The following is a 14,316-nucleotide window of genomic DNA, read 5'->3' as shown; positions in this document are numbered from 1 at the left end:
GCGGGACGAACTATCGATGGAAAAGAAAGGCTTGCCGGACGCGCTTGGGTCATCGCGCGCCCGCAAAGCCTCGGATGCACTCGGCCTTGTCACTGGGCAGCGAGCGGAGCCGCTGGAGCCGCACGCGTCACCGGCGGCGGGTTCCACTTGCCGATCAGCGCGCTGCCCTTCGGCGCATAGAGCCTCATCGTCAGATTATACGGGCCGTTCGGCGCCGGCAGCCAGTTCCATTCCTTGTCCTTGCCGGGACTTTCGGTCTGGAAATAGAGGTCGAGCGAGCCGTCGGCGTTGAACTGGAACGGCATCCAGCTGCTGACCGCGAAACGATTGAGCGGATTGGCGACCTGGAAGCCGTCACTGTCATAAAGGGTGACCGACCAGAAAGCGTTGACCGGCGGAATGTTCTCCTTTTCGAAATGGATGGTGTAATTGCTTCGTCCATCCAGCGGACTGCCGGTTTCATCCGCAAGGTTCAGCGGATAGATGGCGTCTTCAGGCAGATTGGCGCCAAGTCCCTGTTGCGCCACGATCGCGCGTTTCAGGTAGTAATTGCCATAGACGCCCATCGTGTCGGTATTCATCGACCAGCCATTGACCACGCGTGCCAATGTCTTCACCTTCCAGCCCATGAGCGCCTGCGCATCCTGCGGTGCCGTCTTCAACGCTTTCTGGACGACAGGATCGGCCTTGGAGAGATCGAAGCTCTTGCCAGGCTCGATGCCGATCCGCTTCATGCGGGCAATGATCGGCTGATCGGTGCTGTGCGGCGGATGAAGCTTCAGGAGTTCGGCAGCGTAAGCGAAATAGTCTTCCGCCGAAGCCGTATCGGCCTGCGTCTTCGGCGGCGTCTTCATGTCGACGGAAGGGTCTATCTTGACCTTGGCCGGCTTGGCGTCTTTGCCCCACTGCGACAGCGGGGTGATCTTGTAGCCGTCCTGGACCTTGTGAACGGCATCGTAGTCATCAGGGCCATCGGTTTTGGTGCGGCCGATGATCCAGACATAGGGCGTCGGAGCATCGATCCGTTCGGTTCCATCAGGCAGCTTGAATTCGTCGAACCTGTCGCGAAGATCGGGCCTCCAGCCGGGCGGCGCGATCAGGAAATTTCCGGCCGACGTTCCCGTCGTTCGCCAGCCCGGCGCGGCGAACACATCCGTCCACATGTCCAGCATCGGCAGGAGGTAATAGCGGCCTCCGGTATCCGGTGCGGTAACCACCATCGGTTCCTTCGTCAGGTCGAGCCAGCCGCTCGAATAGAGCGTGTCGAAATTCGGCCGGACCACGGCCCTCATGTCCGCCGTCGGAAACGCGCGGATATTGGCGAACCGGTTGGCCGGACCACCGATTGCCCCCTCCTTCGGTTCCATGTTGGTCAATTGCTTGCGCGTGATGTCCATCGATATCAGCGGATAAAAATAGACATAGGCTTCGATGCCGATCTCACGTGCTTCCTGTTCCGTCAGGGAAGCGGCCCTGACCTCAGGTGCGGCCGGAATGGCCATCGAAGCAATTGACAGGAAGATGAACGATATAGGCGTTCGCAACAGGCGTCTGATCCCAAACTGGATTGTCATGTGCGTTTCCCCCGGAACGAAATGAAGAACCCGGCAGGACCTTGATTGAGACAGGGCATCTTTGGCGAGGCCAAGATGGCCAAGGTACTGGGACCTGCTGAGCGACCCGAGCGAAACATAAGGGGCGTATATCCGGAAGTACGTTACAGTAAACGGCGCCGTAAATGGCCGGAATACATAAGCCTGTGCTTCGATCCGGAGCAGGATATTGGCTTTCCTTGAAGGCCCTTCCACAAAAGTCAAGTGAATGCCATAACTCGATTCCTGACACGCAGGAGGACGATATGACTGAAATGACGGTTCTTGCATTTGCGCTCGTGGCATTCATCGGCATCGCCACGCCCGGCCCGACCGTGCTTCTCGCCCTGACGAACGGCTCGAAATTCGGGGTGCGCCGGGCGATATCGGGCATGATCGGCGCAGTCCTTTCCGACTTCGTGCTGATCGGCGCAGTCGCATTGGGTCTTGGTGCCCTGCTCGCTGCTTCGGAATTCTGGTTCACCGTCGTCAAATGGGTCGGCGTCTGCTACCTCGCCTTCCTGGGTGTCATGTTGCTGCGTTCGAAGGGAACGCTTGACGTCTCGCTGCGCTCTGAAAGCGGAAACGCAGCCGCTTCCGCGGTGACGATCTTCCTGAAGAGCTTTCTCGTCGCCGTCACCAACCCCAAGGGCTACCTGTTCTTCTCGGCCTTCCTGCCGCAATTCATCGATCCCTCGGGTCCGCAGGCCGAGCAATATGCCATGCTCGCCTTCGTCTTCGCCGCCATCGATTTCATGGTCATGTTCGGCTACGCGGCTCTCGGTTCGCAGGCCGTCCGGCTGCTCAGGAAATCGGGCGCGCTCTGGCTCGACCGGATCTGCGGCGGCGCCTTGCTGACGCTTGCCGGGTCCTTGGCGCTCTATCGGCGGGCGAGCACGTAACAGTACCCTCACCTGCCGATTTACAGCGAGTTTACGGTAACGTACTTATCCGAACTCTCCCGATCTGCATTCAATAGCCCCGAGGGGGCGCCATTCCGGCGCCGCAGCAGGAGGGCTACGCATGCCTGGAATATGGAGACTGATTGGCGCGGCGGCGATCGTCGTCATCGCCTGCACGGGTGCCGCGAAGGCAGACACGATCAGCTATGCCGATGCGATCACCGTGCTCGCGAAGGATTGCGGCGCCGATATCAAGAAGCTCTGCAAGGGGCTGAACCTCGGCAATAACAGGATCGCCGATTGCCTGGCACAGAATGCGGGCAAGGTTTCGCCAACCTGCACATCCACGCTTGCGAGTGTCGCGGCATCGATCCAGAAGCGGGAGCAGGCGCAGACGGCCTACAGCAAGGTCTGCGCCACCGACATGGCGCGGCGCTGCAATGGCGTCGTCGGCGACGGCTATATTCTCGCATGCCTGGCCAAAAAGCAGAAAACGATCAGTGCCCAGTGCAATCAGGCAATATCAAATGCAGGCTGGAGGTAAGGTCATGATATCCAGAAAAATCGCCCTCGCCGGCTTTGCTGCCGCCCTCCTCTTGCCCGCCCTTGCGCTTGCGCAGCAGGTCTCCCAGGAGCGGATCATCAACGGCCTCGGAAAGCTTCAGGGGGCAGCGCCCATCGTCGACGTCGAACTGCTGAGACAAGAGGCCATGAACGGGTCCGGAAAACAGATGTCCGGCCTGCCGAACTGGAGCAAGGTCGCGCGCCTGCCGCAGATGGTAGTAGAGATCGACTTCGCGAACGATTCCGTCGCCATCGAGCCGGAATCCTACCGCACGCTCGGCATGATCGCCGACGCGCTGCATCATCCGAACCTCTGGGCCTACAAGTTCCTCGTCGTCGGCCATACGAGTTCGACCGGCACCGACCAGCACAATCTCGACCTCAGCCAGCAGCGGGCCGAAGCGATCAAGGAGATTCTTTCGACGACATTTGCCGTCGATGCCAGCCGTCTCTATGCGGTCGGTGTCGGCGAATATTTCCCGATCGAGGGCTCGAAATCGGAGGCCGCCAGTAACAGGCGCGTCCAGCTCTACAATCTCGGTGTCTTCACGCGGAAACCCTAAGGCACATATCCGCCGCGCTTCCGGCTGACCTGGCATCCGCCATCACCTGAAACAGGCGAATACACACGGGCCTGACCGTCAGCGTGACCAGGGGTTGATATCGAGTTCGCCGCCGGCCTGTAGACCCCGCAGGATATCGATGAGCCGCGGCGCCATGTCCCGGATTTCGGTCAGATGAATGGCCGTCAGCCGCTCCAGGATGTCGTCGGCCTTTTTGGTCAGCTCCAGCGTCTGCCGCCGCTTGTCGGCCGGGTCCGTCTGGCGCAAGACATAGCCTGCGGCGACCAGGCGGCCGACGAGTTCGGTCGCCGAATGCGGGGCGATCAGCAGGCGCTCGGCAAGGATGCCGATCGTCATGGCGTCTTCCCCGCGATAGCCGCGGATCGCAAGCAGCGCTTGATGCTGCTGCGCCGGCAGCCCCTCCTCCTGCGCGGCCGAGGCGCTGAAATCCATGAACCGACGCAGCGTATAACGCAGGTTCGACAGCGCCTCGTAATCGGCATCCGTCAGATCGTCTTTCGGCTTCTTCACCATGCGTCCTCTGCGATCACTGCATCCATGCGGCCACTTCCATCTGCCGGTGATCCCCAAGCATGCGCAGTGCCTGCATCAGTTCCGGCGCCATCTCGCGGATCTCATAGAGATGGGCTGATGTCAGACGGTGCAATAGCTCTTCTGCCTGCGCTGTCAACATCACGGCCGGCCGGCGTTTGTGCTTCGTTTCGATCGTGACATGGCCGGCCTCCTGCAGCGACGCCGCCAGTTCCGCGGCTTCATCCGGCGTCAGAAAAAGCTTGTCCGCAAGATCGGACAGGCTCATCCGGTCCCCGATGCCCAGCCCCTTGATCGCCAGAAGCGCCTGATGCTGCTGCCCCGTCAGGCCGAGCTTATCGGCGGCCTTTGCGCTGAATTGGCGAAACTTGCGAATCCTATATCTCAGGTTGGCAAGCGCTTCAAATTCGATTTCAGATAGAGCGCGGTCTTTGTTCGACATGATTACAGCTCCTGTTTTTGTCTGTTGATTTGTATCGTACTACGATATATTTGCGGCAGGAACGAAGCCGTCAACAGGACCTGCAATGCCTCCCCAGAAAATCCCACATCGCTCCCATGATTTCATGGGTGGCCTCTCCCGCCGCGAGGCCGGCGATTTCACCACGGATAAACGCGTTCTTGCTCTCATCGGTATGGCGCTGATCGTCGGCACCGGCGGCGCCTTTGCCGCCTGGGTACTGGTCAGTCTCATCTCGCTGGTGACGAACCTCGTCTGGTTTCACCGCTTCAGCATCGCGGCCGTCTCGATGGCGCAGGCGCCGCGTTCGGTCTGGATAGTTCTCATTCCCGTCATCGGCGGCCTCGTCATCGGGTTGATGGCTCGCTTCGGTTCCGAAAAGATCCGCGGCCACGGCATTCCCGAGGCAATCGAAGCGATCCTGATCGGCGGCAGCCGCATGTCGCCGAAAGTGGCGATCCTGAAGCCACTCTCATCGGCGATCTCGATCGGCACCGGCGGCCCCTTCGGCGCGGAAGGCCCGATCATCATGACGGGCGGCGCGATCGGCTCGCTCTTTGCCCAGTGCTTTCACCTGAGCTCGGCCGAGCGCAAGACGCTGCTGGTCGCGGGTGCCGCGGCCGGCATGACGGCGATCTTCGGCTCGCCGATCGCCGCCATCATGCTCGCCGTCGAACTGTTGCTGTTTGAATGGAAGCCGCGCAGCTTCATTCCGGTCGCGGTCGCCGCCTGTGTATCGATCTGCTGGCGTCCCTTCCTGTTTCAGGCCGGCCCGCTCTTTCCCAAGCAGTTCCATATGGACCTGCCCTGGTGGGGCATCCTGCTCTGCGCTGCCATGGGTATCATCGCCGGGCTGCAATCCGGCATCCTGACGACGCTGCTCTACAAGATCGAAGATCTCTTCGAGGCCCTGCCGATCCACTGGATGTGGTGCCCGGCGCTCGGGGGCCTCTTCATCGGCCTCGGCGGCCTGATCGAGCCGCGCGCGCTCGGCGTCGGTTACGATATCATCGACGGCTTGCTGAACAGCTCCATATTGCCGGCCGCCGTGCTGACGATCCTGCTGGTCAAGGCAGCGATCTGGCTGGTCGCCCTGTCATCGGGCACATCGGGTGGCGTGCTGGCGCCGCTGTTGATCTTCGGCGGCGCGCTCGGCTGGCTGGTCGGCCTTTTCCTTCCCGGCGATCCCGGCTTCTGGGCGCTGCTCGGCATGGCCGCCATGATGGGCGGCACCATGCGCGCGCCGCTGACCGGCACCTTTTTCGCCGTGGAGCTGACGGGCGATGTCTCTTCGCTGCTGCCGCTGCTGGCGGCAACCGTCTCCGCCTATGCGGTCACGGTTCTCCTTCTGCGCCGCTCGATCCTGACGGAAAAGATCGCCCGCCGCGGCCAGCACATCACCCGTGAATATGGCATCGACCCCTTCGAATTCTCCCGCGCCCGCGATATCATGATCAGGCAAGTCGATACGTTCCCGGCCGATATGACGGTTGGCGAAGCCACCAGTTTCTTCGTCACCATACCGAAGACCCACCGGGTTTATCCCGTCGTTGATAGCAAGGGTATCGTGAAGGGACTGGTGTCACGCGGCGATGCGCTGCGCTGGCAGCAGGATGGCACCCTCACCGACCAGATGCTCGGCGATTTCATCTCCGATGCGTCGCTGCCGTTAGCCCATCCCGACGATACGGTCGGCTACGTCGCCGATCTGATGCTCGCAACCGATGCCGGCCGCATTCCGATCGTCGACCCTGAAAACGGGCAATTGCGCGGCCTCGTCGCCCGCAAGGACCTGCTGCGGCTTCGCTATCAGCTAAGGGCCACCGAGACGGAGCGCCGGCCCTATTTCGGACCGCGCCGGACAAATGAAGGGCGCAGATGAAGCTCAAGCACCTGCTATATCGGTGAAAGCCGCCGTCAGCCCGTGACGGCGGAGAGCCCGTTCACTGCAAGATGCAGGACCGCCCTATGTGCGTGGTCCATTGTTGCCCATTTGTAAGGCGCGGAAGAGAACGAAGCCCAGAGTAACAGCGACCAAATTATAGAGCGTTGCACCCGCGAACGCTGACCCATCGACGCCGGCAGTTCGAACAGCGGAACCAGGTTCTGAACCGCTCCCGTCGGTCATGCCGAACAGGATCATACCGACGATCGTCACGCCGAAAGCCGAACCTGTGGTCTGTATTGTGCTGAAGACGCCTGACGCCATCCCGGCTTCGGCATTTGTAACGGTGCTTAGAACCATGTTGAGCAGAAGCGGGATGACAATTCCCTGGCCAAACCCTTGGAGAATCACGGAGATAGTCAACGCTGATGTCTCTCCGCCGACAAGGCCGCCAATGACTGCCAGCAGCAAGCCTAAGCCGAAGATGCCCATACCTAGCGTTGGCGCGTGATGCCGCAACCGTTTCGCAAGCGGGGCCGAGACCAGGGAGCCGGCGAAGAACGCGATTGTGGATGGCAGGAACAGCATGGCCGCCTGCAAAGGGGTCCGGCCAAGGCCGACCTGCAAGAAAATCGTCAGCGACAGCGAGAACGAGCTGATCGCCGAGAAAAACAGAAACGACGCCAATATGCTGAGGGCCACGCCGCCGTTCCTGAACAGCGAGGGATCGATGATGGGAGCGCCGCCGCGCCGCATCAAGCGGTTTTCATAGGCGATGAAGGCTGCGAACAAAGGCACCGACGACAACAAGCCGAGGATCGCCCACCATGGCCAATGTTGTTCTTGCCCCACCATCGCCGGCAATAGGGCTGCCGTGAGGGCCAAGGCGCCGAGCAATGCTCCCGTGAGGTCGAGCCCTGCCGATGTCGCTTCTCTGGTTTCAATGATGAACCTCCCGGCAATGAGGGCATAGGCGGCGATGGGCAGGTTAATAAAGAAGATCAGGCGCCAGCCGAGGCTGCCGACATCGAGTGCCATCAGGCCGCCGCCGAGCAGTTGCGAGGCTGCGCCTGCGATACCTTGCACCGCGCCCATCACCGCAAAAGCCTGCCGACGCTCGTCGCCATTGAACAACAGTCGCAGCGACGCGTAGACCTGCGGCATCAGCAGGGCTGCCCCGATGCCCTGCAGTGCCCGTGAGACGATGAGACTCCAGGGCGACAAGGCCATGCCGCACAGCAAGGACGCCAGTGCAAAGATTGCCATGCCGGAGAGAAACATGCGCCGCCGGCCGTAAAAGTCGCCCAGTCGCGCCCCATTGAGCAGCATTGCGCCATAGGAGACGCTGTAAGCCACCATGATCATCTGCAATTCGGCATTCGAGGCGTGCAGGTCCCGTTGAATGTCGGGGAGCGCAACGTTGACTATGAAAATATCGAGGATCGTGACGAAGTTTCCTGCCAATAGCACCGCGAGCGAGGAAATTGCTCCTGCGCGCCGGCGTTCCCCCTGTATCAATGTCATTTTCGTCTCCGGTTGAAGGAAAGCAGGAACTGGATTGGACCTGCGACGAAAACGATATCCTGTCTTGAATATTGGACAATTACGCGGGATGGACTTACATTAATGACAGAATGTCCTTAATAATGCAGTCATGGATAGTTTCAGCAGCCTTTCTGCCTTCGTTCACGCCGCCGAACGACGCAGCTATGTGGCGGCGGCCCGCGTCGCCGGCGTGTCTCCTTCGGCCATCGGCAAGGCGATCGCTCGCCTCGAAGCACGGCTTGGTGTTCGGTTGTTCAACAGGACGACGCGTAACATCAGCCTCACGGAGGAAGGTGCGGCCTTCTACGAACGCTGCAAGCGCATCATCGATGACCTCGAAGATGCCGAGGCAAGTCTAATAGAAAGCCGGAAGCGTCCGAGGGGGCGCCTGCGCATCAGTGTCGCCCATATCGTCGGCCATCATCTGTTGATGCCCATCCTGCCGGCCTTCGTTGAGCGATATCCCGAGATCGAACTGGATATCGATTTTGAAGATCGCGTCGCCGATCTCGTCGCAGAAGGGCTGGATGTCGCCATTCGCAGCGGGGAACTCGCCGATACAAGTCTAATCGCCCGCCGTCTCGGCGAGCAGCATTTTGTCGTCTGCGCAAGCCCCGGCTATTTCGATCGCCATACGCTGCCAACGGTGCCGGCTGACCTTGCGGAACATGCCTGCATTCATTTCAAATATCCGACCAGCGGCCGCCTTGCGCTCTGGGCCTTTGCTCCTCCGAACGAAAAACTGATCTTGCCGAGCAGCCTGACGTTCAACAATACGGATGCCGGCCTGCGGGCCGCGCTGGATGGTTTGGGTATCGCGCACCTGCCGGTTTATGTAGCGGCGGCCCATATCCGCACGGGATCGCTCGTTCCCGTCCTGACGTCATACATGGTCGCGTTTGGGTCGTTGTCGCTCGTCTGGCCGTCAAATCGCCAATTGTCCCCGAAGGTTCGGGCCTTCGTGGATTTCGTGGCCGAGCATCTTGCTGCTCGGCCGGATGCTTTCAGAGCAGGTGTCGGCCAGCAGACGCATGCATGATGGCCGCAAGGCGTCACCGGCCGAGCCAGCGATATTCCTCGATCGAAGCCTTGCCGGTCTTCTTGTCGTAAAGGCAGATCAGGTTGACGTTCTTGACCCGGCTCTTGCCCTTGCCCATCGAGCCGCGCAACAGAACGGCTACCTTGCCTGTGGCGTCATCGAACACGATCGGAGCGGTCGCCTCGGGCGTATCCATGCCCGACTGACCGATGCACGTGCCGTTCACCTTGGCAAAGAGCGCATTCCATGCGGCCTCGCTGGAGGCGCCGGCATATTGAGCCGTCAACAGCAGTGTGGCGGCCGCAATCGTCATTGTCTTGATCATTCTCAAACCCTTGTTGAACGGAAAGGAATCGTTCTCGTGCGGGACTTGTTGGCGCGAAGTCGGCGGAACTGAGACGTCCGGTTTTGCGGCTGCCGATTTCTCAGCGTCTTTCAATCATTTCCCCACACGCCAATCAGCATCTTGAGAAAACGCTCCGCCGCCGGCGATAGGGTGCCGCCGCGACGGCGAACCACGCCGATCGTGCGTGATATCTCGGGATTGCGGATCGGGCGGGTGATCAGAAACGGATGGTCTTCTCTTGGGGTCGCCATTCTTGGCAGTACAGAAATCCCGAGGCCTGCCTCCACCAACCCGAGGGAGGTGGACAGATGGGTTACCTCGTAGAACCAGCGAAGCTTGATGTTCGATTTCGCCAGTGCTGCATCGAGCAGCGTTCTGTTGCCGCTCGATCGGTGAACCGTGATCAGATGATAGGGCTCCAGTTCCGCCCACCCGACCCATGGTTTTGCTGCAAGGGGGTGATCCTTGCGCGCTGCAAGCACGAATGGGTCTTCCGCGAGCCGCTCGAAAGTCAGGTCCGGATCCGACGTGCCCATGATGTTTATGCCGAACTCAACCTCCCCGCGAGCCACGGCTTGAAGACCGTCGGTCGCGGGCAAGTCGAGGATGCGAAAGCGGATGTTCGGATACTCCTCGTTGAACTGTCTGATGACTGTAGGCAGGAAGTAGAATGCCGCGGTGGGGAGGCATGCGATCGTTACCAATCCGCCCCGATTGGGTCCAACGTCACGGACAGCAAACAGAGAGCCATCGAACTCCTCCAGCATGCGTCGGACGAGCGGCACGAACTCTGTACCGAGAGCCGTAGCGCTGACATGCCTGGTTGTCCGCTCCAGGAGCGGCGCTCCGACAACCTGCTCCAGTTTTTGAATGCGGCGGCTCAACGCGGGCTGTGACAGATGCAAGGCCTCGGCGGCGCGATGAAAGCTCTCCAGCTCTACGACGCTCAGGAACGCGCGAAGGTCAAGGATCTCGCAATTAATGCTCATTACGCATCAATCCTCCGATTCTTAGCATTTCACAAATAAACGCTTGTTTCGATAATTGGATCAAACAGCGCCGATTGATACGGCGATGACATAATTCTGATGGAAGCACAAGCGATGAACGACCTGTTGGCGATCCCTTGCGTATTGATGAGAGGCGGCACCTCGAAGGGTCCGTTTTTCCTGGCAAGCGATCTTCCCGCGACTGCCGGTCAGCGTGACGAGATCCTGCTGTCCGTCATGGGCTCGGGTCATCCGCTGCAGATCGACGGCATCGGCGGCGGCAATCCGGTCACGAGCAAGGTGGCGATCGTCGGGCCTGCCAGCATTCCCGGCGCCGACGTGGATTATCTCTTCGCGCAGGTGCGGATCGACCAGCAGATCGTCGATACCTCCCCGAACTGCGGCAACATGCTGGCTGCGGTCGGCCCGTTTGCCATCGAAGCCGGACTCGTCCCGGTTCGCGGAGAAACGACGCTCGTCCGGATCCATAACGTCAATACCAGGAAGCTGATCGAGGCCGAAGTTCCCACTCCAAACGGCAGCGTTTCCTATCTCGGTGATGCTGCAATCGATGGCGTGCCCGGCAGTGCAGCGCCGATCGCACTGACCTTCATGGACGCAGCCGGGGCTCGTACCGGGCAGCTCTTTCCCACTGGCAAACCAGTCGACTTGATCGATGGTGTGGCTGTCACCTGCATCGACTGCGCAATGCCGATGATATTGATCGAGGCAGGTTCGATCGGCGCAAGTGGCTTCGAGTCAGCGGCTGAACTCAATGCTGACAGAGAATTGCTGGGACGGCTGGAAGAGCTGCGCATCGCCGCCGGCGAACGGATGGGCCTTGGAGACGTGCGCAATCAGGTAACGCCGAAGCCCGTGCTCATTTCCCGGCCAAGGTCGGGAGGCGACATCAGCGTACGGTATTTCATGCCGCATCAATGTCATCCGTCGCTCGCAACCACCGGCGCCGTGGGAATCGCCACAGCCTGTATCAGCCAGGATACAGTCGCTTCGCTCCTGATCGGCAGGCGTACCCCTCCAGTCGTTCTTTCCATAGAACACCCAAGCGGCCACCTGGACGTCAAACTGTATGAGAGGGACGGCCAGGTCGTCGCCGGAATCCTTCGCACCGCCCGCCGGCTGTTTGAAGGACACGTATTCGCAAAACCTGTCGCGCGACTGGGTTACGCGGCATAATAACCGTGGCCGCCGGGAGGGCGCCACCAACAGGAGGAGAATATCATGCGCAAGCTCATGCTCGCCCTCGCGGCAACCGTCGTGTTTGCCGGTTCCGCATTTGCGGATCCGGTCCGCATCAGCGTCGGCTCTTACAACCTCAACAATCTTCCCTTTCCGGTCGCCCAGGGGCTCGGCCTTTATGAAAAGGAAGGCCTGGAGGTGACCGTCGAAAACTTCGCATCGGGCGGGTCGAAGACGCTTCAGGCGCTTGTTGCCGGCTCGACGGATATTGCCGTCGGCTTCTACGACCATACGATCCAGATGCAATCGCAGAAGAAGGCTGTCGTGGCGTTCGTGCAGCTCGCCCGCAATTCAGGGCTCGTGCTGGCTGGCGGCAAGAACAGCACTTTCGATCCGGCAAAACCGGAAACGATCAAAGGCGCAAAAATCGGCATCACCTCGCCGGGCTCGTCTTCCGATTTCTTCGTCCGCTACTACCTGCAGCGCAACGGCTTGTCCGCCGCCGACGTCTCGCTGATCGGCGTTGGCTCCGGATCTGCCGCCGTTGCGGCCCTTGAGCAGGGCAAGGTCGACCTCCTCGTCAACTACGACCCGGCAGCGACCTTCATCGAGGCCAAGGGCGTCGGCAAGATCCTGATCGACGGGCGCAGCGACGACGGTGCGAAGGCGATCTATGGCGGGATTTACCCGACCTCCGTCCTCTATGCCACGCAGAGCTATATCGACAAGAATCCGGAGACCGTCCAGAAGGTCACGAATGCGACGGTCAAAGCGCTCGAGTGGATGAATAGCCACTCGGCGGAGGAGATCGTCGACAAGCTGCCGAAGGAGTTCATTTCCGGCGATCGTGACACCTACGTCAAGGCGGTCGAGAACGCGAAAGCGATCTTCTCGAAGGATGGGCGCATCAACGAGGAAGATATCAAGATTCCCCTCGCCGTCCTGAAGAGCTTCAACGAAAAAGTCGCCGCGGCTGAAATCGATCTTACGAAAACCTACACGAACGAGTTCGTCGGCAAGGTCCCGAACGTCGCAGCCAACTGACAGGAGGAGGTCATGGCATTGACCGTAGTGAAAAAAACCGCACCCCCGACGGACAGTCCGCATCAGGCAAAGCCGATGGTTTCCATCGACTCGGTCACCATGGCCTTCGGCGCCTATGTGGCCGTGCAGGATGTGAACTTGAAAGTCTCCGATAGTGAGTTCCTCGCCATCGTTGGTCCAACCGGCTGCGGCAAGAGCACAATACTCAATGCAATCGCCGGCCTGCTGAAACCTGCTGATGGCACCGTATCGATCGACGGTCAGCCGGTACGCGGGGTTCAGAACGACATCGGTTATCTCTTTCAGCAGGATGCATTGCTTCCGTGGAAGACCGCGATCGAGAATGTGGAGCTCGGACCCATGTTCAAGGGTGTCGGTGCTGCCGAACGTCGCGAGCAGTCGATGAGATGGCTGGCGAAAGTCGGGCTGAAAGGGTTCGAGCATCGCTATCCCCACCAGCTTTCAGGCGGACAGCGCAAGCGCGTCCAGATGGCCCAGGCGCTGATCACCGGTCCCAAGGTCATCCTGATGGACGAACCCTTCTCCGCGCTCGATATCCATACCCGCCATCTGATGCAGAACGAACTGTTGCGGCTTTGGCAGGAGGAAAGACGCGCGGTCGTGATGATCACGCACGACCTCGAGGAGGCAATTGCTCTCGGTGATCGGGTCGTGGTGCTTGCTGCGGGACCGCGTTCGCGCGTGATCGACAGCTTCCCCGTCGATCTCGAACGCCCTCGCGATGTCGCGGAAATCAAGCTCGATCCGCGCTTCATGGATCTTTATCGCAACATCTGGGCGTCGCTGCGCGGCGAAGTGGAGAAAAGCTATGAACGCCATGACTGAACGCCTTATCCAAATCGTGCTCTTGGTAGCAATTGTGGGCGGCTGGCAGCTCGGCGTTGCGGTCGGCTTCATCGACGTCTTCTTTTTTCCAGCTCCGGTCGACATCTTCAATCAGGTAGCATCCTGGGTGGTGGACACCAGCTTCTATAACCATGTCGCCATCACCCTGACGGAAACCGTGCTCGGCTATCTGGTCGGCACGGCACTTGGTGTAGCAGCAGGCGTCTGGCTCGGTCTCAGCCGTTCGACCGCGCGTATTCTGGACCCCTTCATCAAGGGCTTGAACGCGATTCCTCGAGTCGTACTTGCGCCGATCTTCGTCCTCTGGCTCGGCCTCGGCCTCTGGTCCAAGGTGGCGCTCGCCGTGACGCTGGTGTTCTTCGTCACGTTCTTCAACGCCTTGCAAGGCGTCCGGGAAGTGAACCCGGTGGTGCTGTCGAACGCCCGCATTTTAGGGGCCAGGCGGTCGGATCTGCTCCGCCACGTCTATTTCCCGGCAGCCGCGAGCTGGATCCTCTCCTCCCTGCGCACATCGGTCGGCTTTGCCGTCGTTGGAGCGATCATCGGCGAATATCTTGGCTCTTCCGCTGGTCTTGGCTACCTCATCGCCCAGGCAGAAGGCAATTTCGATGCGGTCGGCGTTTTCGCAGGCATCCTGATCCTGGCCGTCTTCGTCCTGATTATCGACAGCATCCTGGACATCGCCGAAAAGCACCTCATCAAGTGGCGAACGAGCGTTTCCGAACGGCCTGCATGACGCTCTTCAGCGGTGACAGACAAGCCTGTTCA

General features: G+C 60.2%; 15 protein-coding genes. 9 read left to right on the top strand and 6 right to left on the bottom strand.

Going from position 1 to position 14,316, the window contains the following annotated elements; translation table 11 throughout:
• Positions 1–89 precede the first annotated feature (89 nt).
• Complete coding sequence (locus FHT87_RS20160) at positions 90–1,574, bottom strand: DUF1254 domain-containing protein (protein WP_183804550.1); 1,485 nt, start codon at positions 1,572–1,574, stop codon at positions 90–92.
• Between the two features lie 284 nt (positions 1,575–1,858).
• Here FHT87_RS20160 and FHT87_RS20155 point away from each other — a divergent pair, with 284 nt between their 5' ends.
• From FHT87_RS20155 to FHT87_RS20145, 3 genes are all read left to right on the top strand, one after another.
• Positions 1,859–2,494, top strand: coding sequence for a LysE family translocator (locus FHT87_RS20155; RefSeq protein ID WP_183804548.1), 636 nt, complete (start codon positions 1,859–1,861; stop codon positions 2,492–2,494).
• A gap of 121 nt (positions 2,495–2,615) precedes the next feature.
• Entirely contained in the window at positions 2,616–3,038 is a 423-nt protein-coding gene (locus FHT87_RS20150) for a hypothetical protein (RefSeq protein WP_183804546.1), read from the top strand.
• A 4-nt stretch (positions 3,039–3,042) separates the two neighbouring features.
• Positions 3,043–3,621 carry an OmpA family protein gene (locus FHT87_RS20145; protein ID WP_183804544.1) on the top strand — a complete coding sequence of 193 codons (579 nt, stop codon included), beginning with the start codon at positions 3,043–3,045 and terminating at the stop codon, positions 3,619–3,621.
• A gap of 78 nt (positions 3,622–3,699) precedes the next feature.
• Here the strand turns inward: FHT87_RS20145 and FHT87_RS20140 are convergent, their stop codons facing one another.
• Positions 3,700–4,155, bottom strand: a complete 456-nt coding sequence (locus tag FHT87_RS20140) for a helix-turn-helix domain-containing protein (protein WP_183734854.1) — start codon at positions 4,153–4,155, stop codon at positions 3,700–3,702.
• 13 nt (positions 4,156–4,168) lie between these two features.
• Positions 4,169–4,615 carry a helix-turn-helix domain-containing protein gene (locus tag FHT87_RS20135; RefSeq protein ID WP_183734853.1) on the bottom strand — a complete coding sequence of 149 codons (447 nt, stop codon included), beginning with the start codon at positions 4,613–4,615 and terminating at the stop codon, positions 4,169–4,171.
• An 85-nt stretch (positions 4,616–4,700) separates the two neighbouring features.
• Here FHT87_RS20135 and FHT87_RS20130 point away from each other — a divergent pair, with 85 nt between their 5' ends.
• Positions 4,701–6,515 carry a chloride channel protein gene (locus FHT87_RS20130; protein ID WP_183734852.1) on the top strand — a complete coding sequence of 605 codons (1,815 nt, stop codon included), beginning with the start codon at positions 4,701–4,703 and terminating at the stop codon, positions 6,513–6,515.
• 84 nt (positions 6,516–6,599) lie between these two features.
• Here the strand turns inward: FHT87_RS20130 and FHT87_RS20125 are convergent, their stop codons facing one another.
• Positions 6,600–8,042 (bottom strand): MFS transporter, encoded by a 1,443-nt coding sequence (locus tag FHT87_RS20125; protein WP_183804542.1) that lies wholly within the window; start codon positions 8,040–8,042, stop codon positions 6,600–6,602.
• Between the two features lie 130 nt (positions 8,043–8,172).
• On the opposite strand from FHT87_RS20125, the gene FHT87_RS20120 reads away from it, so the two are divergent.
• Positions 8,173–9,102: a LysR family transcriptional regulator gene (locus FHT87_RS20120; RefSeq protein WP_183804540.1), complete on the top strand. Its 930-nt coding sequence runs from the start codon at positions 8,173–8,175 to the stop codon at positions 9,100–9,102.
• A gap of 13 nt (positions 9,103–9,115) precedes the next feature.
• Here FHT87_RS20120 and FHT87_RS20115 read toward each other — a convergent pair whose 3' ends face one another.
• Complete coding sequence (locus FHT87_RS20115; protein WP_183804538.1) at positions 9,116–9,427, bottom strand: hypothetical protein; 312 nt, start codon at positions 9,425–9,427, stop codon at positions 9,116–9,118.
• Between the two features lie 110 nt (positions 9,428–9,537).
• Positions 9,538–10,437, bottom strand: coding sequence for a LysR family transcriptional regulator (locus FHT87_RS20110; protein WP_183804536.1), 900 nt, complete (start codon positions 10,435–10,437; stop codon positions 9,538–9,540).
• 114 nt (positions 10,438–10,551) lie between these two features.
• On the opposite strand from FHT87_RS20110, the gene FHT87_RS20105 reads away from it, so the two are divergent.
• The 4 genes from FHT87_RS20105 to FHT87_RS20090 are packed head-to-tail and all read left to right on the top strand — an operon-like array spanning position 10,552 to position 14,284.
• The gene (locus FHT87_RS20105; protein ID WP_183804533.1) at positions 10,552–11,634 is read left to right on the top strand and encodes a 4-oxalomesaconate tautomerase; all 1,083 of its coding nucleotides are present in this window, start codon (positions 10,552–10,554) and stop codon (positions 11,632–11,634) included.
• A gap of 45 nt (positions 11,635–11,679) precedes the next feature.
• Positions 11,680–12,681: an ABC transporter substrate-binding protein gene (locus FHT87_RS20100; protein ID WP_183804530.1), complete on the top strand. Its 1,002-nt coding sequence runs from the start codon at positions 11,680–11,682 to the stop codon at positions 12,679–12,681.
• A 12-nt stretch (positions 12,682–12,693) separates the two neighbouring features.
• The gene (locus FHT87_RS20095) at positions 12,694–13,527 is read left to right on the top strand and encodes an ABC transporter ATP-binding protein (protein ID WP_183804528.1); all 834 of its coding nucleotides are present in this window, start codon (positions 12,694–12,696) and stop codon (positions 13,525–13,527) included.
• On the top strand, positions 13,511–14,284 hold the full coding sequence (locus FHT87_RS20090) for an ABC transporter permease (RefSeq protein ID WP_183804525.1): 774 nt from the start codon (positions 13,511–13,513) through the stop codon (positions 14,282–14,284). The genes FHT87_RS20095 and FHT87_RS20090 overlap by 17 nt, the downstream gene beginning before the upstream one ends.
• The last annotated feature ends 32 nt before the right edge of the window (positions 14,285–14,316 follow it).

It is taken from the genome of Rhizobium sp. BK316 (assembly GCF_014193695.1).
Taxonomy (GTDB): domain Bacteria; phylum Pseudomonadota; class Alphaproteobacteria; order Rhizobiales; family Rhizobiaceae; genus Rhizobium.
The sequence above is the reverse complement of the archived record's forward strand: the minus strand, read 5'-3'. Positions and strand labels throughout refer to the sequence as shown.

Bases quoted from the DNA above. Each gene is read 5' to 3' on its own strand.
- FHT87_RS20160 (WP_183804550.1), bottom strand. From the start codon at position 1,574: ATGACAATCCAGTTTGGGATCAGACGCCTGTTGCGAACGCCTATATCG.
- FHT87_RS20155 (WP_183804548.1), top strand. From the start codon at position 1,859: ATGACTGAAATGACGGTTCTTGCATTTGCGCTCGTGGCATTCATCGGC.
- FHT87_RS20150 (WP_183804546.1), top strand. From the start codon at position 2,616: ATGCCTGGAATATGGAGACTGATTGGCGCGGCGGCGATCGTCGTCATC.
- FHT87_RS20145 (WP_183804544.1), top strand. From the start codon at position 3,043: ATGATATCCAGAAAAATCGCCCTCGCCGGCTTTGCTGCCGCCCTCCTC.
- FHT87_RS20140 (WP_183734854.1), bottom strand. From the start codon at position 4,155: ATGGTGAAGAAGCCGAAAGACGATCTGACGGATGCCGATTACGAGGCG.
- FHT87_RS20135 (WP_183734853.1), bottom strand. From the start codon at position 4,615: ATGTCGAACAAAGACCGCGCTCTATCTGAAATCGAATTTGAAGCGCTT.
- FHT87_RS20130 (WP_183734852.1), top strand. From the start codon at position 4,701: ATGCCTCCCCAGAAAATCCCACATCGCTCCCATGATTTCATGGGTGGC.
- FHT87_RS20125 (WP_183804542.1), bottom strand. From the start codon at position 8,042: ATGACATTGATACAGGGGGAACGCCGGCGCGCAGGAGCAATTTCCTCG.
- FHT87_RS20120 (WP_183804540.1), top strand. From the start codon at position 8,173: ATGGATAGTTTCAGCAGCCTTTCTGCCTTCGTTCACGCCGCCGAACGA.
- FHT87_RS20115 (WP_183804538.1), bottom strand. From the start codon at position 9,427: ATGATCAAGACAATGACGATTGCGGCCGCCACACTGCTGTTGACGGCT.
- FHT87_RS20110 (WP_183804536.1), bottom strand. From the start codon at position 10,437: ATGAGCATTAATTGCGAGATCCTTGACCTTCGCGCGTTCCTGAGCGTC.
- FHT87_RS20105 (WP_183804533.1), top strand. From the start codon at position 10,552: ATGAACGACCTGTTGGCGATCCCTTGCGTATTGATGAGAGGCGGCACC.
- FHT87_RS20100 (WP_183804530.1), top strand. From the start codon at position 11,680: ATGCGCAAGCTCATGCTCGCCCTCGCGGCAACCGTCGTGTTTGCCGGT.
- FHT87_RS20095 (WP_183804528.1), top strand. From the start codon at position 12,694: ATGGCATTGACCGTAGTGAAAAAAACCGCACCCCCGACGGACAGTCCG.
- FHT87_RS20090 (WP_183804525.1), top strand. From the start codon at position 13,511: ATGAACGCCATGACTGAACGCCTTATCCAAATCGTGCTCTTGGTAGCA.